We start from the raw sequence: 19,595 nt of genomic DNA, 5'->3' as shown, positions 1-19,595 counted from the left end.
TCGAGGGGTGCGTAGTGGTTTCCGACGCTGTCTCGAGGCTATTGCCGTGGGCTGGCACACCGGTGAGCTATTCCTGAGAAACCTCTGAGGGATGTTAACGCTGGGTGAATGCAAATCTATGACGGCGCAACCGGATCCGCGTTCGGCGTGAGGGGTGTGTCGGTATCGGCCGATTGCGGGTCTGCCTCGGCGATCTGCTGCTCGAGGGCGGCGAGCACCGATGGGTCCTCGATGGTCGAGGGGATCTCGTAGGTGTCGCCCGCGGTGATCTGCCGGATCGTCTTGCGCAGGATCTTGCCCGATCTGGTCTTGGGTAGCGCGGAAACCACCACGGCATCGTGCAAGGTGGCGATGGCCCCGATCTGCTCGCGCACCCGCTCGATCAGTTCGTCGCGCAGTTGCGTGGGATTGATCTCGACGCCGGACTTGAGCACCACGTACGCGATCGGCCGCTGCCCCTTGAGTTCGTCCGGCAGCCCGATCACCGCGCATTCGGCGATCGCGGCATGGCCCGCGATGGCGGCCTCGATGCTGCCCGCCGACAGCCGGTGCCCTGCCATATTGATCACATCGTCGCTGCGGCCGAGGACGAAGAGGTAGCCGTCGTCGTCGAAATATCCGGAGTCGCCGGTCAGATAGTGCCCGGGGAATGCCGACATATAGGACCTGACGAATCGGTCCTCGGCGCGCCATAGTCCGGTGAGGGTGCCTGGTGGCATCGGTAGCCCGATGACGATATTGCCCTCGGTGCCAGCCGCGACCGGATTGCCCTCCGCGTCGAGGACCCGCAGCCGGAACCCGGGCACCGGCACCGACGCCGAGCCAGCCTTGATCGGCAGTTGCTGCAGGCCGAGCGGGTTCGCGCAGATCGGCCAGCCCGTCTCGGTCTGCCACCAGTGGTCGACGACGGGGCACTCCGGTCGATCGGCGAGCAGGGTTTCGGTGGCCCATTCGTAGGTCGCCGGATCCAGCCGCTCGCCGGCGCAGAACAGCGCGCGCAGCGAGGAAAGGTCGTAGCCGCGCGCCAGCGTGGCGTCGGCATCGGCCTTGCGAATCGCGCGCAATGCGGTCGGCGCGGTGAACAGCACGCGGACCTGGTGCTCGGCCACCACTCGCCAATATGCACCCGCATCCGGGGTGCCGACTGGTTTGCCCTCGTATAGGAGGGTTGTCGCGCCGACGAGCAATGGCGCGTAGACGATGTAGGAGTGTCCGACGACCCAGCCGACGTCGGAGGCGGCCCACATCACTTGTCCGGGGCCGACGTCGTAGATATTGCGCATGGACCAGGCCAGGGCAACCGCATGTCCGCCGTTGTCCCTGACCACGCCCTTCGGCTTCCCGGTGGTGCCCGAGGTGTACAGGATGTAGAGCGGATCGGTGGCGTCCACCGGTACCGGATCGGCGAGCGGCGCATCGCGCACGGCGTCTTCCCAATCCAGCCACTGTGCCGCGACGGTGTGCGCGGAACTGGGTAGCGATTCGGTCGCGGCCTGCGGCGCGGGGAAGTGGATCGTCGGGAACTGCGCCCGCTGCTTCACGATGACATTGCGCGGCGCACTGGACTCGGCAAGATCCAAGGCGTGCAACACGATCGGCGGATAGTCGATCCGACGGCCCGGTTCGAGACCGCCGGAAGCAGTGATGATCAGCACAGGCTCGGCGTCATCGATGCGCGCGGCGAGCTCGGGCGCGGCGAAGCCGCCGAAGACCACGGAATGCACCGCGCCGATGCGTGCGCAGGCGAGCATCGCGATCACTGCTTCGGGGATCATCGGCAGGTAGATGATGACGCGGTCGCCCTTGGTGACACCGAGTCGAACCATCGCACCGGCGAAGCGGGAAACCTCTTCGAGGAGTTCGGCATACGTGAAAACGCCTCTGGTGCCCGTCATAGCGGAGTCGTATATTAGGGCGGGCTGGTTCGCCCGGCCTTCCTCGATCGCGGTGTCTCCGTGCACATGTCGATCAAGCGCATTGAAGGAGGTATTCAGGCGAGCATCAGGGAACCACCTGGTCACTGGGCGGGCCATGGTGTCGACGATCTGGGTTGGCGCGACCTCCCAATCGATCGCCTCCGCCGCGCTGCTCCAGAACTCGGCCGGATCGACCAAGCTGGTCTGATAGACCGGTCGGTAGTCGTGCTTCGCGTTCAACCCGGTGACTCCCTAGCCTCGCCTCGATGCCCGCCTCGATAGATCAGGACGATTGTGGCAGACTTCACGCGACGCCCGGGTGGGTGCCGCGACCTCTGGTTATGCCTGGAACGGGCTGGTCAAGGCCCGTAGCCCTACTCGGAGTCAACCAAGAAGTTATTGATCCGTTAGAATCTGATGTCACTTATTTGGGCAGTCGTAGACGCAATTTCTCGGCCAGCCGCAGTTCCTCGGCCAGCTCTGCCTGTCGAGCCAGCATGCGAGTGTGGAGGTTCGCTAATGGCGCATGGTTGGGGCCAGTTTGGAAAGTGAGTGGGAGATGCGTGACGCCGCTAGGTCCGGCAGCAAACGCTGGGCGCTCGGCAACTGGGACCTGCGCTGGAAGGTTACGGCGGTTTTGGCCGTACCGCTGGCAGTCGCGGTCGGCCTCGGCGTGTCCAGGATTGCTTCCGAGTTCGCCGAGGCGAACCGGCTCGCCGGTGCCGCCGAGAACATCGCTGCCATCCCGGCAGTAACCGCGCTCAGTGCGCAGACGGCGACGACCGCCGCCTCGCAGATGGTTGCGCTGTTCCCCGGAGCACCGTCGATCGTGTCGGACAAGAACCTCGCCGACCTCGATGCCGCCATCGGCAACGCGGAAGCAGTGGGCGGCAAGCTGAACGGTGTGCCGGGTGCCCGCGCGTCACTGGACAACATGCTGACCCAGGCAAAAGCCGTACGTGCACAGGGCAAGGTCGTCTCGAATCAGTCGGGCGCCGAGATCATCGCGTTGATCGACCGGGTCCGCAACGACAGCGTGCGCATCGTCGAAACAACGGTCGGCCAGGTCAGCGACCCTGCCATCGATGTGGCGAAGCTGCGTCTGGTCGACTCGCTCAACACCCGCGCGACGCTCGTCGGTGAGGTCGCCGCGTTCCCCGAAGTCCTGCGCAATGCGCAGGCAGGTGTGGCGAACTTCCTCACCGCCGCGAGCACCGAGCGCGCGCTGCTCAACGTGCTCGCACACCGGTTCGCCGACGGTGATACCTCGATCGCCGACCTTCGGGCGGGCATCGATACCCGGGTCGGGTTGCTGAGCAGCCCGCAGGCACAGGCCGGTCAGATACCGGTCGGCGACCTGAAGAACTCGCTCACCGCCAGCCTGGATGTGTATGAGCGCGTCGTCGGCAAGGCGACCAAGGACATCGACTCCGCGATGAGCGCGCTGGTGTCCAAGGCCAACACCGACGCGTGGACCTACACCGCGGTCGTGATCGCCACCATCCTCGCCGCGCTGATGCTCGCCGTGTTCGTCGCGCGCTCGATGATCGTGCCGCTGCACCGGCTGCGCCTGGCGGCGCTGCGGGTGGCCGAGAGCGATCTGCCGCACGAAGTGGCCCAGCTGCGAAATGGCGCTTCCCCAGAGGACGTGCCGCTGGAACCGATGCCGGTGCGCAGCGCCGAGGAGATCGGCCAGCTGGCCCGCGCCGTCGACGACATTCACGGGCAGGCACTGCGTCTGGCCAGCGATCAGGCGCAGATGCGTTCTCAGGTCAACGACATGTTCGAGACGCTGGCTCGCCGGTCCAAGTCGCTCGTCGACCATCAGCTCACCCTGATCGAGGCGATGGAGTACGACGAGAAGGATCCGCGCCTGCTGGAGAACCTGTTCCGGCTGGACCATCTCGCCGCACGTATGCGCCGTAACGGCGACAACCTGCTGATTCTGGCCGGTACCAAGCAGCGCCGCGCCAAGTCCGCTCCGGTCGAGATCGCCGATGTGCTGCGTGCCGCGATCTCCGAGGTCGAGGACTATGAACGCGTCAAGCTCGGCGCGACGCCACGCGGTTCGCTTATCGAGCCCGCTGCCTCCGATATGGCGCATCTGTTCGCCGAGCTGCTCGACAATGCGCTGCGTGCTTCGCCACCGGAGACCGACGTGAAGTTCACCTTCGCGCAGGCCCACGACCAGGGCATGCTGATCGAGGTGGCCGACCGCGGTATCGGTATGCCGCCGTCGGAGATGGCCGATATCAACCGCAGGCTGGAGCAGACCGCCGAGCCGGGCCCCGATACCGCCAGGCACATGGGTCTTTTCGTGGTCGGCAGGTTGGCCGAGCGGCACGGACTCACCGTGCGATTGCGCCCGACCTTCGACACCGCGCGTGACCCGGGCGTCACCGTGACCGTGCATGTTCCGGTCGGCCTCATCATCATCGGACCGGGACAGAAGTCCGCCGCGCCGACGCAAGCCGCGCCCCAGGTGTCTGCCGGTCCACAACGGCAGGCAAGCCCGTCATCGATGCAGATGCGGGGGATTACCAGGACTCCTGGGGGCAATGTGATGGTCACCGTCGATCCCGGGGTGAGCGGCCCGATTCCGGTGAGCAGTCCGGCCCCCACATCCGGCAGTCCGACACCGGCGGGCGGCGGCGGTCTACCGCAGCGGTCGCCAGGATCGGCGATTGCGGGTGGGCTCAGCTCGAATTCGGCTCAGGCCAGTCCGAGCCTGCGGCCGGCGTCGGGTCAGCAAGGACCGGCGCCGAGCGGTCCGCAGCGTGGCAAGCTCGCCGCGGCGAACCTACCCAAGCGCAACCTGGCTCCCGGTGGTCCGCCGCCGCGTCAGCCGGGCGGCTCCGAGCCGACCGTGACAGGTCTGCCGCCGCGTGATGCGAACTCCGGTGAGCTACCGCAACGTCAGCTCGGTATCAATGGTTTGCCACAGCGTCAGCCCGGCACGAACGGTATGCCGCCGCATGAGCCGGGCGCCGGTGGTCTGCCGCAGCGTCCGTCGGGTCTGAATGGCGTGCCGCCGCGTGAACCTGGTGCGGGTGGTCTGCCGCAGCGTGACTCGGGTTCCGGTGGTTTGCCACAGCGTGACTCGGGTTCCGGTGGTTTGCCGCAGCGCGAGTCGAACACTGGCGGTTTGCCGCAGCGTGAGCCGGGTTCGGGTGGTCTGCCACAGCGTCAGTCGGGTCTGAATGGCGTGCCGCCGCGTGAACCTGGTGCGGGCGGCTTGCCGCAGCGTGACTCGGGTTCGACCGGCGGGCCGGCGCGCGAGCCCGGTATCGGTGGTTTGCCGCAGCGTTCGTCGGGCCTGACCGGCCTGCCGCAGCGTGAACCCGGTTCCACCGATCTACCGCAACGGGATTCCGCGCCCAGTGGCCTGCCGCAGCGTGACTCGGGCAGTCTGCCGCAGCGCGATCCGAGTGTGGGTGGTCTGCCTCAGCGTCAGCCCGCGGCGACGAATCTGCCGCAGCGGGACGCGCCGACCGGCCTGCCGCAGCGTCAGCCGGGCTCGCAGGTGCCGCCCGGCCTGCCGCAGCGTGATGCGGGCCTCGGTGGTCTGCCGCAGCGTGAATCGGCGTCCGGGCTCGGTCTGCCGCAGCGGGAGCGGAGTACCCCACAGCACGCGCCGAGCGGCGAACAGCCCGCGGTCTCCGATCCCGGTGCGCCGTTGTCGGGCCGTGATCCCGGTCGCCACAGCTTCAAGGCCGATCCGGGCAAGGCTGCGTCGTTCTTCCAGACCAGGTTGCAGCCCGCGGCCGAAACCAGCTCGCCCATGGACAGCCCGATCTTCGCCGAAATGATGTCGGCGTGGCTCACCGATCCCAATCCGGATCGGTCCCAAGTGGCTGCCTCATTCGAGTCGCCAGGCGACGAGGGTTGGCAGGCCGCTCAACGAGCGAGCGAAGCGCAAGCTGAAACAAAGACTGCCGCCGGGTTGCCCCAACGCAATCCGGGCGGAAGGCTGGTCCCCGGTGCCGTCAACGGTGCCGCGGATCGGGCGGCGCGTCGCGATCCAGAAACGATCAGGTCCAGCTTGAGTCGTCACCAGCAGGGCGTCCGGGATGGCCGCGCATTGAAGGCAACGAACCTAACCGGAGATAAAGGAGACCGATGAACCCCGATCTAGGTGGTACGAATCGTCAGCTGGATTGGCTGGTTTCGAACTTCGCCAACGAGGTTCCTGGCGTAGCTCATGCTGTCCTGGTCTCGGCTGACGGCCTACTCATGGCCGCGAGCGCCCAGCTGCCCGTCGACCGTGCCGAGCAGCTCTCGGCCGTCACGGCCGGACTTGCCAGCCTCTCGGTCGGCGTCTCGAACCTGTTCGAGGGCGGCACCGTGTTGCAGTCGGTGGTCGAGATGGAGCACGGCTACCTGCTACTCATGGCAGTCGGCGACGGCTCCTACCTCGCGGTGCTGACCAACACGTCCTGCGATATCGGCCAGGTCGGATACGAAATGGCCTTGTTGGTCGAGCGTGTTGGCCAGACAGTTCAGGCCACGCCACGCGTCACGATGGGTTCCTGATGGTGGGATGGACATAGACGATCACCGCATGGGGAGCGCCGAGCCGAGCCTCGTACGTCCGTACTCGCTGACTGCTGGTCGCACCAGGCCCGCGGTCGAGTTGGCGTTGGAAGCCCTCGTCGCATCGCATCCGGTCGCCCTGGAGCGGCAGTTCGAACTGACCAACATCGAGACATCAATCGTGGAGTTGTGCAGAGAATCGCCGTCCGTTGCCGAGGTAGCAGCGCGTTTGGGCATCCCGATCGGGGTGGCCAGGGTGTTGGTGGCCGACCTGATCGAGGCCGGGCATGTACGCGTTTCGGCGACTTTGAAAGACGATTCCAGCGACGATGAACGTCGCGAGCTGATCGAAAGGGTTCTCAGTGGACTCCGGCGTATTTGATTCGACGGCGCAGGTCGATACCCGTACCAGCAAGCCAACCTCGGCGAAGATCGTTGTCGCAGGCGGCTTCGGTGTGGGTAAGACCACGTTGGTCGGTGCTGTTTCGGAGATCGTTCCGCTGCGCACCGAGGCATTGGTGACCAATGCCAGCACCGGAATCGACAACCTGACGGGCGTTCCGATGAAGTCCACCACCACGGTGGCTATGGACTTCGGTCGGATCAGCCTTGCCGATGATCTGGTGCTGTACCTGTTCGGTACGCCTGGCCAGTATCGGTTCTGGTTCATGTGGGACGACCTGATCCGCGGCGCCATCGGCGCCGTGGTGCTCGTCGATACCCGCAGGCTCGAGGACAGCTTCGCGGCAGTCGACTACTTCGAAGCGCGCAACCTACCGTTCCTGGTTGCGCTCAACGAGTTCGACGACGCACCGCGCTACCCGATCGAGGACATCCGTCAGGCGCTCGCGGTGCCTGCGGATGTGCCGATTCTATCGATCGACGCGCGGCGACGTGAGCCAGCCAAGCACGCGCTGGTGTCACTGACCGAGTACGCCCTGCGGAAGGTGATGCAGGGCTACTGAGTTGCTCGCGCGGCGCGCGTCGAATCATGACCGGGTAGTTATTCTCCCCCGGTGAGGATTTCGGCGCGCGAACTGCTCGGGCAATTGCTCGACCCGCACTCGTTTGTCAGTTGGGATCGGCCACCCGTCGCGGTGGCCGTCGCCCAGCAGTATCACGAGGATCTGCGCAAGGCCGTGCTGGCGGCGGGCACCGACGAGTCGGTGCTCACCGGCGAGGGGTTGCTGCGTGGCCGCAGGGTGGCGGTGATCGCTTGCGAGTTCGGGTTTTTGGCGGGCTCGATCGGTGTCGCCGCGGCCGAACGGATTGTCTCGGCGGTTGAGCGTGCCACCGAGGCGGGCCTGCCGCTGGTGGCCTCGCCGACCTCCGGCGGTACCCGGATGCAGGAGGGCACCGTCGCCTTCGTGCAGATGGTGAAGATCGCCGGCGCCGTCGCTGTGCACAAGGCCGCGGGCTATCCCTATCTGGTGTATCTGCGCGACCCGACCATGGGCGGAGTCTTCGCCTCGTGGGGTTCGCTGGGGCACATGACTTTTGCCGAACCCGGCGCGTTGATCGGATTTCTCGGTCCCCGGGTCTACAAAGCGTTGTACGGCAAGGACTTTCCCGAGGGTGTGCAAACCGCGGAGAACCTCTATCGCAGCGGTGTCATCGACGGTGTGGTCCCGGTCCCGGTGTTCCGTCGGATCGCGCACCGTGCCATGAGCGTGCTGAGCGGTGTGCCGGATTCCGTTGCGGCGGAGCCGGGTTGGGCCGCGCCGATCCGGGACACCGGGCAGCTCACCGGCGGACCCACAGGCGATGGAACAGTCGCGTCGGGGCAATCGCCCGAAGTGTCGGCGTGGGAGTCGGTGACGATCTCGCGCCGCCCGGGCCGCCCCGGCCTGCGCGACCTGTTACGTCATGTGACACAACGGGTTCCGCTCAGCGGCACCGGCCAGGGCGAATCCGATCGCACCATCGTGCACGCGCTGGCCAGGTTCCGTGGCAGGCCGTGCGTGGTGTTCGGGCACGACCGCTCGGGTCAGCAGGGCGAGCACACCATGGGTCCCGCCGCGCTGCGAGAGGCCAGGCGCAGTATGGCGCTTGCTCAGGAGTTGCGGCTGCCGCTGGTCCTGGTGATCGACACCGTCGGCGCGGCACTGTCGAAGGAGGCGGAGGAGCGCGGACTCGCTCCCGAGATCGCCCGCTGCATCGCCGATTTAGTGACATTGGACACTCCGACCATCTCGGTGCTGCTCGGTCAGGGCACCGGCGGCGGCGCGCTGGCGCTGCTGCCCGCGGACCGGGTACTCGCCGCGACGCACGGCTGGCTGGCGCCGTTGCCACCGGAGGGCGCGAGCGCGATCGTCTATCGCGATACCGACCACGCGCCGGAACTGGCTCGTGCGCAGCGAATCCGCGCTGTCGATCTGCGCGCGGACGGCATTGTCGACCGCATAGTGCCGGAACTTCCCGACGCGGCCGACGAACCGGTCGAGTTCGCCCGCCGGATGGTCGCCGCCATCGCCGAGGAGCTCACGCAACTGCATGCCCGACCGCTGGCGCAGCTGCGCGTGGCGCGGCACATCCGCTACCGCAGGCTCGGTCTTCCCGAGCATTGAAGCAACGATCGAAGATCGAATTGTCGACCGTAAAGCCCGCCCCGACCAGCGAATTGTGGGCCAACACGCCAAGTAGTGTCGTTGACGACTCGCCGCAGCACTTCTACCGTCGAAAGGTGACCTTCAGAAGCGAGACCTGCACCATCCCCTCGATCGTGCTGAGCGACGGGAACGTGATCCCGCAACTCGGCTTCGGTGTCTTCCAAGTTCCACCCGACGATGTCTTCCCGGTGGTCACCACCGCACTGGAGGTCGGCTACCGCAGCATCGACACCGCCGCCATCTACGGCAACGAGGAGGGCACCGGCCGCGCCATCCGCGAGTTCGGGCTGCCGCGTGACGAGGTCTACGTGACCACAAAACTGTGGAACTCCGAGCAGGGCTACGACTCCACGCTGCGCGCCTTCGACGCGAGCATGGAGCGCCTCGGCCTGGATTACCTCGATCTCTACCTGATCCATTGGCCGGTCGCCAAGGCCGATCGCTATATCGACACCTTTCGCGCGTTCCAGGCATTGAAGGCGCAGGGCCGGGTCCGGTCGATCGGCGTCTCGAACTTCAACATTCCCGATCTCGAGCGGCTGATCGGCGAGACCGGCGAGATCCCGGTGGTCAACCAGATCGAACTGCACCCGCGGCTGGCCCAGCGCGAGCTACGCGCCTTCCACGACAACAACGCCATCGCCACCGAGGCATGGAGCCCGCTCGGCCAGGGCACCCTGCTCGACGACCACACCATCGTTTCCATCGCCAACGAGGTCGGCCGCAGCGCGGCGCAGGTGATCATTCGCTGGCACTTGCAGCTCGGCATCATCGTCATCCCGAAGTCCGTCACCCCAGCGCGTATCGCGGCCAACTTCGACGTATTCAACTTCGAACTCACGCGCGAGCAAATGGACGCGATCAACGCCCTGGACAAGCACGCACGCATCGGCCCAGACCCCGCGAAATTCACCGCTGGCTTGTACTAGCGTCGCTCGGCGGGTACGCCCAAAACTTGGGGCTCACCTGACCAACGGCCCGGCATCGCAGTCTCGGGGCACCTGACGTCCGGCCGGAGGCGCGGTGAGGCACTATCCCAGATACTTGGTCAGCTCGGCAGCGGCGGCGCGACCTGCGCGGTTCGCGCCGATGGTGCTTGCCGAGGGACCGTAGCCGATGAGGTGGACCCGAGGGTCGTTCGCGACCTGGGTGGCAAGGCGGCCGGTCATGGTGATGCCGCCGCCGGGGCCGCGCAGGCGTAGCGGCGCGAGATGGTCGAGCGCGCTGCGGAATCCGGTGGCCCACAGGATGACCTCCGCTTGCCGGAACGATCCGTCGGCCCAGCGCACACCGTCCGGTTCGATGCTCCGGAACATCGGGTGCCGGTCCAGCACGCCCCTGGCCTGTGCGGCACGCAGGCGGTCGTCGAGCCGTAGCCCGGTCACCGAGACCACCGAACCCGGTGGCAGGCCATGCCGCACGCGGTCCTCGACCATAGCGACGGCTGTGCGCCCGGCTTCCTCGGCGAATGGCTCTTCCCGGAAGACCGGTTCCGACCTCGTGACCCAGGTGGTCGTGGTGACCTGGGATATCTCATCGAGCAGCTGCACGGCCGAGACGCCACCGCCGACCACCACGACATGCTTGCCCGCGAATTCGTCGGCAATGCGGTAGTCGTGGGTGTGCAGTTGCCGCCCCGCGAAGGTCTCCGCGCCCGGGTATCGCGGGATGAACGGATGCTCCCAGGTTCCGGTGCCGTTGATCAGGCCACGCACCCGGATCGTCCCGGCGGCGTCGGTCTCGGCGGTCAGAATTCGTGCCCCCGCCGGATCGTCGTCCGCGCGGCGATCGCACACCACCTTGACCGAGACCTGTCTTCGAACCCGCAGGTCGAAACGCTTCTCGTAGAGCTCGTAGTAGCGCGGAACGGCAGTAGCCGCCGGTGCGGACTCGGAGCCCTCCGGTAAGGTCTCGGCGAACGACATACCCGGCAGGTCGTGCACCCGGTTCACCGTGGTCAGCGTGAGCGACGGCCAGCGAAACTGCCAGGCACCGCCGGGTCCCGGCGCGTGATCCACGATCAGAAAGTCGCGTTCCGGACGCAATCCGAGGCGCTGTAGGTGATAACCGGCCGACAGCCCTGCCTGACCGGCACCGATCACCAGGATGTCGAAATCAGTCGGCACAGCCGCAAATCGTATAGCGCCCCGCTAGTGGTGCTGTTTCGAGCGACCTGCAAGCAGTCGCTAGCGGTGCTGTTTCGAGCGACCTGCAAGCAGTCGCTAGCGGTGCTGTTTCGAGCGACCTGCAAGCAGTCGCTAGCGGTGCTGTTTCGAGCGACCTGCAAGCAGTCGCTAGCGGTGCCGTTTCGAGCGACCTCCGAGCAGTCGCTAGTGCCTGCCTGGTCTGTGCCGGCGACTGTGGCAGAGTTGACTGTAACCACTCGAACCGGTCAGTTGGGGAGAATGCATGCTCGGAGTCAGCCGCGATGGCGACGTGGTCACCATCGAATTGCAGCGCGAGGAGCGCCGAAACGCGCTCAACAGCGAACTTGTGACGCAGCTTCGCGACGCGGTACGGACGGCGGCCCAGGATGCGCGGGTGATCGTGCTCACCGGGCAGGGCCCGATCTTCAGCGCGGGCGCGGATCTGTCCGGCGTCTACTCCGACGATTTCCTCGGCGGTCTGATGGACATGCTGCACACCATCGAGTCCGTTCCGGTGCCGGTGATCTCCGCCATCAACGGCGCCGCGCTCGGCGCAGGCGTCCAGATCGCATTGGCCTCCGATCTTCGCGTGCTGGAGCCGGATGCCTACATCGCGATTCCGGCGGCCAAGCTGGGTATCTCGGTCGACCGCTGGACCGTCCGGCGACTGGCGTCGCTGATCGGCGGTGGTCCGGCCCGCACCATCCTGCTCGGCGCGGAACCGGTATGGGCCGCCGACGCCTACTCCTTCGGCTTCGCCAACAAACTCGGGACGCTCGCCGACGCGCAGGCGTGGGCGAAGTCGATTGCCGCGCTCGCGCCGCTGTCGCTGCGCCACATGAAGCTGGTCTTGAACGACGACGGCACCCGCGAACCGGAGAACCACCTGCAGCGTACGGCGCTGGAGGCCGCGTGGAGCAGCGCGGACGCCCAGGAGGGGCGCCTCGCCAGGCAAGAGAAGCGCGCCGCGAAGTTCGTGGGGCGATGATATGACCATGAAGAAGATCATCGGCGTGGCTGCGGGCGTACTCGGTGTCACGTGGGTGGTGCGCGCGGTGTGGGATATCCCCTCCGCGATCGGCGCCTCGATGTCGGCTATTCAGCCATACGCGTCCGGTGCGGCCAGCTACCGCAATCGCCAGTTCCACAACACCGAGGCGAGTAGTCAGATCATCGCGGGTTCGGGGCTGTCACTGCTGTACTCGGCGCTGACCCGGCGCAACGCCGGCCGTCCTCGCGGGGTGATTCCGCTGGAGACCCCCGTGGTGCCGCAGGAGGCGGCCGATCTCGCCGTTACCTGGTACGGGCACGCTTCCGCGCTCGTCGAGGTGGACGGTTACCGGATTCTCACCGATCCCGTATGGAGCGAACGGGTTTCGCCGTCGCTGATGGTCGGCCCGACGCGGATGCATCCGGTCCCGACGCCGCTGTCGGAGCTGCCGCCGGTAGACGCGGTGATCATCTCCCACGACCATTACGACCATCTCGACAAGGCCACCATCCGGGAACTCGTGCTCGGCCAGGCGGCGCCCTTCCTGGTGCCGATCGGCATCGGCGCGCACCTGCGCCACTGGGGTGTCCCGGAGCATCGGATCATCGAATTGGATTGGGGCGGTTCGATTTCCCTTGCCGCGCTCGGTCGTGAGCGGGACGGTACCGACCTGGTGATCACGTGCACCGAGGCGCGGCATTTCTCCGGCCGCGGCCTGGTGCGCAACACCACGCTGTGGGCCTCCTGGTCCATCGTCGGCCCGACCCGCCGGGTGTACTTCGGCGGAGATACCGGCTACACCAAGGCATTTGCCGAAGCCGGTACGGCGCTCGGCCCGTTCGATCTGACCCTGCTCCCGATCGGCGCCTATGACGAGCGGTGGCCGGATGTGCACATGAACCCGGAGGAAGCGGTGCGCGCGCACGCCGATCTGTGTGTCGGCGACCCTGGCCATGGCGTGCTCGTGCCCATTCACTGGGCGACCTTCAATCTGGCGTTCCACGGGTGGTCGGAGCCGGTGCGCAGGATGGTCGAGGCGGCTCGGGCGGCGGGCACCGCGATCGCGGTGCCGATGCCAGGACAGCGCGTGGATCCCAATGGCCTCCCAGCACGGGATTCGTGGTGGGAAGATGTGGGTTGAACACCTCGGTTAGGCAACAGGAAGGAACGATGGCATGAGTCTCGTGGATACTCTGAAGGGCCTGGTCGGCAAGGGCAAGGAAGCGGCGTCCAAGAACGCCGACAAGATCAACGAAGCGGTCGACAAGGCCGGTAACTTCATCGACGACAAGACCAAGGGCAAGTACTCGGACAAGATCGAGAAGGGCAAGGAGGCCGCCAAGAAGGTGGTCCCGCCCGAGCGGCCCGGACAGCCCGGCTCGCAGGCCTGATGTGCGGCGGGGGCCTGTCATTGTCGGTCCCCGCCATTAAAATTCGACTATGGTGACCCGCCGGAAATTCGGTGGCAGCTCGGGCCTGCCGAGCATCGAGGTTGAATTGAGCAACCTCGACAAAGTGCTGTATCCGGCAACCGGAACAACAAAAGGCGAGGTCATCGCCTATTACGCGGCGATCGCCCCGGCCATGTTGCCGCACATCGCGGGCCGCCCGGTTACCAGGAAACGTTGGCCCAATGGGGTCGAGGAGCCCTCGTTCTTCGAGAAAAACCTTGCCGCACACGCTCCGTCGTGGCTGCGGCGGCACACCATCGAGCATTCCGACCGTCCCGTCGTGTATCCGGTGATCGATTCGGAGGCGGGCCTGGCTTGGCTCGGGCAGCAGGCCGCGCTGGAAGTCCATGTGCCGCAATGGCGTTTCGACGGCGACGAGGTCGGCCCCGCGACCCGACTGGTATTCGACCTCGATCCTGGACCCGGCGCCGGGCTCGCCGAATGTGCCACAGTCGCGCTGGCGGTGCGCGACATGGTCGAAGGCATCGGGCTGCACGCTTTCCCGGTCACCAGCGGCAGCAAGGGAATTCACATTTATGTACCGCTCGACCGTGAGTTGAGCCCGGGTGGCGCGTCGACGGTGGCCAAGCAGGTGGCCACGAATCTCGAACAGCTGCACCCGGATCTGGTGACCGCGACGATGGCGAAGGCGGTGCGTACCGGCAAGGTCTTCCTGGACTGGAGCCAGAACAATCCGGCGAAGACCACGATCGCGCCGTACTCATTGCGCGGCCGGACCAAGCCCAATGCGGCGGCGCCGCGTAGTTGGGCCGAGATCGAGAATCGAAAAAAGCTGCGGCACTTGCGTTTCGACGAGGTGCTCGCGCGCTGGCGGGACAACGGCGACCTGCTTGCCGGGCTCGACCCGCCGATATCGAGCACCGACGCCCTGACGAAGTACCGGTCGATGCGCGATCCGGCCCGTACACCCGAGCCGGTGCCCGCCGCAGTGGCGAGCTCGGGTTCCGGCGACCGGTTCGTCGTTCAGGAACATCATGCGCGGCGGCTGCACTGGGATGTACGGCTCGAACGCGACGGGGTGCTGGTGTCGTGGGCTGTGCCGAAGGGGCCACCGACCTCCCCGGAGCAGAATCGACTCGCCGTGCATACCGAGGACCATCCGCTGGAATACCTGGACTTCCATGGTGCGATCCCGAAGGGCCAGTACGGCGCAGGGGAAATGACGATCTGGGATTCCGGCACCTACGAGACCGAGAAGTGGCGCGACGACGAGGTGATCGTCGCGTTCCACGGCACGCGTCTGCAAGGGCGGTACGCGCTGATCCAGACCAATGGCAATCAGTGGTTGATGCATCTGATGCGCGAGCAATCGCCGCAGGCCGACGATGTCGCCGAGCACGACCTGCCGAATGGACTCGCGAGGCCTGTCGTCGTGGCGCCGCAGCGGCCGAGCGGTCCCGCGCCCTTTCCGCGCGGTCTCGAGCCGATGCTGGCAACGCAGGGCGAGGTCGCCGACCTCGATGCCGCCGAGTGGTGCTTCGAGACCAAATGGGACGGGTTCCGGCTGATCGCCGAAATCGAGTCCGGCACACTCACATTGCGCAGTCGTGCCGGCAATGTGGTGACGAGCCGATATCCGGGGATGACCGCGCTGGCCGCGGAACTGTCGGGGCACAGCGTGGTGCTCGACGGCGAGGCCGTGGTGTTCGACGATCACGGAGTCGCCAATCTCGGTCTGCTGCAGGCCGATGCCGCGCGGGCCGTCTTCGTCGCCTTCGACGTGCTGTATCTCGACGGTACTTCGCTTGTCCGCAAACGGTATTCGGATCGTCGCCGAGTGCTGGAGGCGCTCGCCGCGAATGCGCCGTCGATGCTGGTACCGCCGCGCCTGGACGGTGCGGGTGCCGACGCCCTGCGCTACAGCCAAGAGCAGCGGATGGAAGGCGTAGTTGCCAAGCGAAAGGACTCGGTATACCTACCGGGCAAGCGCGGGCACTCCTGGGTGAAGGAGCGTAATTGGCGCACCCAGCAGGTGGTGATCGGCGGCTGGCGGCGCAGCGAGGCAAGGGATTTCAAATCGCTGCTGGTCGGGATCCCACACGAGGGCAGGTTGTACTACGTCGGCCGAGTCGGCACCGGCTTCGATGAATCCGATATGAAGAACCTGGCAGCCCGCCTCTCGAAACTGGAACGCAAAACCAGCCCGTTCGACAACGAACTGACCGCCGAGGAGCGCAAGGAGGCGGTCTGGGTGACTCCAAAACTCACCGGAACCGTGCGCTTCATGAACTGGACCGAAATCGGTCGGCTCTGGCACCCGGCCTGGTTGGGATTGTCGGGCTGATCCACCGGCTCATGCGGGCGCGAGCAGCGGGATTGATTGTCCTGCACGAAAGCCCGTCCGCCGCTGCCTCGTGGCAACGACGGACGGGCTGATGGTCAGCTCCTATTTCCGGCCTGCGTGGGCCAGCCCGCCGAGCGGCGCCAACCCGGCGAGCGGGGCCATACCCGGTCCCGCCATCGCCGCCAACTGCGCCCATCGCCGTTCGCGCCGTTCGCCGATCGGTGTGACCCTCTCGTCGATGCGTAGGCCGGTCTTTCTCACGGTATGAGCTCCTCCATCGCAATTGGTGCAGGCGCAGCTGCTGGTCGTGACCCTGTGTAGGCCAGTGAAGACCGATGCATCGGCGCGTTGTAGCCGCCACCGTTCGCGGATCAACCTTCGTCTGCGTGCCTCCATCGCCGCCAAGGCCAATCCGATCAACGACACGGTGAGGACGCCGGACACCAACATCGGGTACCAGAATTCGACCCGCGAGGCGAGCAGCATGATGGCAACGATTCCCGAGAATGCCGCGGTGGTGAAAGCGAGCGCCGCGGAGAACCACGGCATCGGAGGCGGCCGGAAGCCGATGGTGGTCGCGGCCCGCATCGGCGGAAGGTTCTGTTCCTGCCGATTCTCAGCCGCTTCGGCGAAGGCGAGCACGCTGGCCAACGGCTCGACGACGGTGTCGAATTGCCCCGGTGCCTGCGGTGGTGCGCCCGAATCGGGGTCGTCACCGGCGGCCCGGTCGTCGTCGATGACTCGCTCGAGCCGGGCCCAACCGGCGTCGACGTCGAAATCGTCGTCCTGCTCTTCGATATAGCTTTCCAACCCTTGGAACGCCTCATGGATGTTGATCGAGATCGGGGGCGTGATGCCGTAGGTCTCCTTCTCGTTTTCCATGTTCATTACTTCTCCTTCGCTACTTGCCCCGGCCTGTGCGTGACACTTTTGTTCTCGATCTTCCGGAGGGTCTGGTCACGCCTGAATGTGACCAAGTACTCGTCGGTGTTCATGATCGCTTCGATTTTTTGCCGGGCCCGGCTTCGGTGGGTGTAGACCGACCCCGGTGTGATCTCGAGTTCCAGCGCGATCTCCTCCACCGACTTGCACTCGAGCCATGCCATCAACGCCACCCGGTACTCGGCGTCGGTCAGGCGTTGCTTGTCGCGGGGGTCGCCGGCCTTGCACAGTCGGCTCCAGAACCGCGCGGAGAACTCGCTACTCAGTGCCTGCGCCAGCGGGTCGCCATGCGGCGGCGGCAGCGGGATGATGCGTGCGCCCGCGGCGCCCTCGAAGTTCGCGAACTCGTCACCGGCGTAGTGGATCCGGCTCGTCCTGCGGAAATGGTCGATCGCCTTGTTCCTGGCCATCGTGATCAGCAGGCCTTCGACGCCGTCCGGGAAGTACTTGATGAGTACGGCGTCGATGTCCGACAAGACGTCGAGGAAGACCTGCTGGGATAGATCGTCGACCAAGCTCTCGTTGCCACGTACCTGCACCCGCAGGTACCTCCGGACCGCGTGGATGTTGTCGCGGTAGATCGTCTCGAACTCGGCCATCGACTGCGCGTCGGTCATATCCTCACTCGACTCTCTTGAATTGACGCCAAGGCGGCGTATGCCTCCATCCGCCGGACAAGCCCGTTCCGCCCACAATGTGGGTCGAAACCGGGCCAGCTGCCGGTGCGGATGCCGTGCTCGTTGACCATGCGTGTGTGCGGGCGTGACCGGCGACATCCCCAGCCGGCGAACCGGCACGAACCACTCCGTGGTCTTCGTCGGGGGCAACCCGGGACACCGTCACACCCAGTACTCGGATCTGCCCTGCGAAACCTCGAGCAGATCGGCGAACTTTCTTTCGGCACTTTTTTCGGGACCTTCCTGCTGCTCATGTCGATCGGTCGGGTCGGAGGGACTGGCCAGGTTCACAGACGCGGGCCCACGACTCGATCAGCTCGCAGCTGCGGGGTTCCTTGAAACGATCCTGTTGCCCGGACCGAAATAGCCTTGTGTGGCATAGCGGGGAACATGCGGCAATGCCTTTCGAGCGAAGGTTTGCTCTCCGGTTGCGGCACACCGGCCAATGGGATGCCGCAATCTTTTTTGTACCGAGCAAGTCGCAGACACGGCGGTTGCGAGCAACGTTGGGGTTCGAGCGAAACTGTTTGTTTCGGAAAGGGTCTCGTCATGGCCGCAGAGGATGACGCACCTACAGCGGACGCGATTCCAGGAGATTGGAAGGCGCTCACCCCCAGTCGGATGCGAATCTTGCCGACGCTGGCCGAGACGAAATCTGTTGCGGCAACAGCGGATCGGCTGGGGATCACGCCAACTATGGTGCGCAGGGACAAAAATGCGCTGGACCGGATATTCCATCATCGGCTCTTCCAGTCCAATCAGAATTACCGCAAGGGTGAGGTAGTGCTTACCGAATTCGGTCAGTACGTCGCGGGAGAGATGCGGGACATCCTCAACCGCCAGATCAATCTGGTGCACGGCTCCGACCGGCCGTTGACCGTCATGTCGCTGCCCCACCACACGCCGTTCGTCGCGCCTGCGTTGAAGGACGCCACCGATGCGTGGGTGCGGGAGGGTTTGCCCGCGCCCGCCGCGCGGGTGCTCGGTGAGCACCACCGCGCGATGAGCCACTTCATGGAGCGGGCTATCCGCCCGCTCGTCGCCGGGAGCCACGACCTCGTCGTCGGGCTGAAGATCCCGATCCTCCCGGAGTATGCCCAGCTGCGTAAGGATGTGGACGAACGCCCGCTCTACACAGCGTGGTTGGAGGTTATGGTCGCCAAGGACAAATGGCCTGAAGACCGGTACCCCATCCAGCGCCTGCACGGCATACCGATCCTCACCGCGCCCTACGACACCCGATCCCGTATGGCACTAGATGCCGCGTTCACCGCCGCAACCCGGCCGGGAGCGTCACTGCTCGTCGCGGGAAGCGAGTACGAATCCAAAGTCCTCATCATGAAAGCCAAAGCGGGACTCGGCACTCCGGTGCTGCCGTCCGATGTCGCCTTGCAATTCGAAGAAGGCGGACCGCTCGGCGGCACGTGGACCGAGAGCTACAAGTGGGTTCCTTTGATCACGCCCGGTGGCAACCGCCTGCACTACACCGTGGTGGCGAGTACCCGCGCGGCCACCGAGAAGCCAACGGACTTCGCCAAGCGCGTACAGGCATTCTCTCGTCTGCTGGCGAACTTCGCGGCGGACACCATGATCGAGTCGCACCGACCGGAGGCGCTGCCGCGCTACCGCCAACGCAAAGACCCGGAATTCCGGGATGCGGAGTTCGAGATTACGGCACAGGATACGGCCACCAAGGTTACGTTTTCATCCATGACGAGCAACTCGTCGAGCAAGCCCTTCGATGATCGAACTCAGCGTGTGCGCGAGCAGATTCAGACGCAGATGCTGAAATACGAGGGCATGAACCGGTACTCCGCCGACAACGACGAGTACGTCCAGGCCGACACCAGAGCGTTCAACGAACACGTCCCAGCGAGGAAGTACGGCAGCGCATGCACCAGCTGCGCGCAGCCGTGGCCCTGCCCGACGATCGAGTCGCTACGGGATCCCGGGCACTACATCCATTGAGCCGCGCGGATGCGTTCGGCCCTGCGCTCGAGATCCGTCGGGTCTCAGTCGAATAC

The 19,595-nt window shown here is 65.8% G+C and carries 15 protein-coding genes; 11 read left to right on the top strand and 4 right to left on the bottom strand.

The annotated features are described in order from the left end of the window. Positions 1-116: 116 nt before the first annotated feature. Complete coding sequence (locus tag ACFQZZ_RS08810; RefSeq protein WP_378676660.1) at positions 117-2,156, bottom strand: AMP-binding protein; 2,040 nt, start codon at positions 2,154-2,156, stop codon at positions 117-119. Positions 2,157-2,475: 319 nt separating this feature from the next. Between ACFQZZ_RS08810 and ACFQZZ_RS08805 the strand changes: the two genes are divergently transcribed. From ACFQZZ_RS08805 to ACFQZZ_RS08780, 6 genes are all read left to right on the top strand, one after another. Further along, the gene (locus ACFQZZ_RS08805; RefSeq protein ID WP_378676657.1) at positions 2,476-6,039 is read left to right on the top strand and encodes an ATP-binding protein; all 3,564 of its coding nucleotides are present in this window, start codon (positions 2,476-2,478) and stop codon (positions 6,037-6,039) included. After that, complete coding sequence (locus ACFQZZ_RS08800; RefSeq protein ID WP_011207200.1) at positions 6,036-6,449, top strand: roadblock/LC7 domain-containing protein; 414 nt, start codon at positions 6,036-6,038, stop codon at positions 6,447-6,449. The genes ACFQZZ_RS08805 and ACFQZZ_RS08800 overlap by 4 nt, the downstream gene beginning before the upstream one ends. Positions 6,450-6,456: 7 nt before the next feature. Next, entirely contained in the window at positions 6,457-6,831 is a 375-nt protein-coding gene (locus ACFQZZ_RS08795) for a DUF742 domain-containing protein (RefSeq protein WP_040686485.1), read from the top strand. Next, positions 6,812-7,414, top strand: a complete 603-nt coding sequence (locus ACFQZZ_RS08790) for an ATP/GTP-binding protein (protein ID WP_328408996.1) — start codon at positions 6,812-6,814, stop codon at positions 7,412-7,414. The genes ACFQZZ_RS08795 and ACFQZZ_RS08790 overlap by 20 nt, the downstream gene beginning before the upstream one ends. Before the next feature lie 51 nt (positions 7,415-7,465). Beyond that, entirely contained in the window at positions 7,466-9,016 is a 1,551-nt protein-coding gene (locus ACFQZZ_RS08785; RefSeq protein WP_378676653.1) for a carboxyl transferase domain-containing protein, read from the top strand. A 116-nt stretch (positions 9,017-9,132) separates the two neighbouring features. Beyond that, complete coding sequence (locus tag ACFQZZ_RS08780) at positions 9,133-9,987, top strand: aldo/keto reductase (RefSeq protein ID WP_378676651.1); 855 nt, start codon at positions 9,133-9,135, stop codon at positions 9,985-9,987. A 102-nt stretch (positions 9,988-10,089) separates the two neighbouring features. On the opposite strand, the gene ACFQZZ_RS08775 is transcribed toward ACFQZZ_RS08780, so the two are convergent. Beyond that, positions 10,090-11,184 (bottom strand): NAD(P)-binding domain-containing protein, encoded by a 1,095-nt coding sequence (locus ACFQZZ_RS08775; RefSeq protein ID WP_378676648.1) that lies wholly within the window; start codon positions 11,182-11,184, stop codon positions 10,090-10,092. 283 nt (positions 11,185-11,467) lie between these two features. Here ACFQZZ_RS08775 and ACFQZZ_RS08770 point away from each other — a divergent pair, with 283 nt between their 5' ends. The 4 genes from ACFQZZ_RS08770 to ACFQZZ_RS08755 are packed head-to-tail and all read left to right on the top strand — an operon-like array spanning position 11,468 to position 15,952. After that, positions 11,468-12,193: an enoyl-CoA hydratase gene (locus ACFQZZ_RS08770; RefSeq protein WP_378676645.1), complete on the top strand. Its 726-nt coding sequence runs from the start codon at positions 11,468-11,470 to the stop codon at positions 12,191-12,193. 7 nt (positions 12,194-12,200) lie between these two features. After that, positions 12,201-13,337 carry an MBL fold metallo-hydrolase gene (locus tag ACFQZZ_RS08765; RefSeq protein WP_378676642.1) on the top strand — a complete coding sequence of 379 codons (1,137 nt, stop codon included), beginning with the start codon at positions 12,201-12,203 and terminating at the stop codon, positions 13,335-13,337. A 34-nt stretch (positions 13,338-13,371) separates the two neighbouring features. Continuing rightward, positions 13,372-13,587, top strand: coding sequence for an antitoxin (locus ACFQZZ_RS08760; RefSeq protein WP_378676639.1), 216 nt, complete (start codon positions 13,372-13,374; stop codon positions 13,585-13,587). A gap of 49 nt (positions 13,588-13,636) precedes the next feature. Beyond that, positions 13,637-15,952: an ATP-dependent DNA ligase gene (locus ACFQZZ_RS08755; RefSeq protein WP_378676636.1), complete on the top strand. Its 2,316-nt coding sequence runs from the start codon at positions 13,637-13,639 to the stop codon at positions 15,950-15,952. Positions 15,953-16,054: 102 nt separating this feature from the next. Here the strand turns inward: ACFQZZ_RS08755 and ACFQZZ_RS08750 are convergent, their stop codons facing one another. Both ACFQZZ_RS08750 and ACFQZZ_RS08745 read right to left on the bottom strand, forming a co-directional pair. Next, positions 16,055-16,840: a hypothetical protein gene (locus ACFQZZ_RS08750; RefSeq protein WP_378676633.1), complete on the bottom strand. Its 786-nt coding sequence runs from the start codon at positions 16,838-16,840 to the stop codon at positions 16,055-16,057. Further along, positions 16,840-17,511 carry an RNA polymerase sigma factor gene (locus tag ACFQZZ_RS08745; RefSeq protein ID WP_378676630.1) on the bottom strand — a complete coding sequence of 224 codons (672 nt, stop codon included), beginning with the start codon at positions 17,509-17,511 and terminating at the stop codon, positions 16,840-16,842. The genes ACFQZZ_RS08750 and ACFQZZ_RS08745 overlap by 1 nt, the downstream gene beginning before the upstream one ends. A 609-nt stretch (positions 17,512-18,120) precedes the next feature. Here ACFQZZ_RS08745 and ACFQZZ_RS08740 point away from each other — a divergent pair. Further along, on the top strand, positions 18,121-19,539 hold the full coding sequence (locus tag ACFQZZ_RS08740) for a LysR family transcriptional regulator (RefSeq protein ID WP_378676627.1): 1,419 nt from the start codon (positions 18,121-18,123) through the stop codon (positions 19,537-19,539). The last annotated feature ends 56 nt before the right edge of the window (positions 19,540-19,595 follow it).

The organism is Nocardia sp. GCM10030253, assembly GCF_042675075.1.
Taxonomy (GTDB): Bacteria; Actinomycetota; Actinomycetes; order Mycobacteriales; family Mycobacteriaceae; genus Nocardia.
This window is presented reverse-complemented; position numbering and strand designations above follow the sequence as displayed.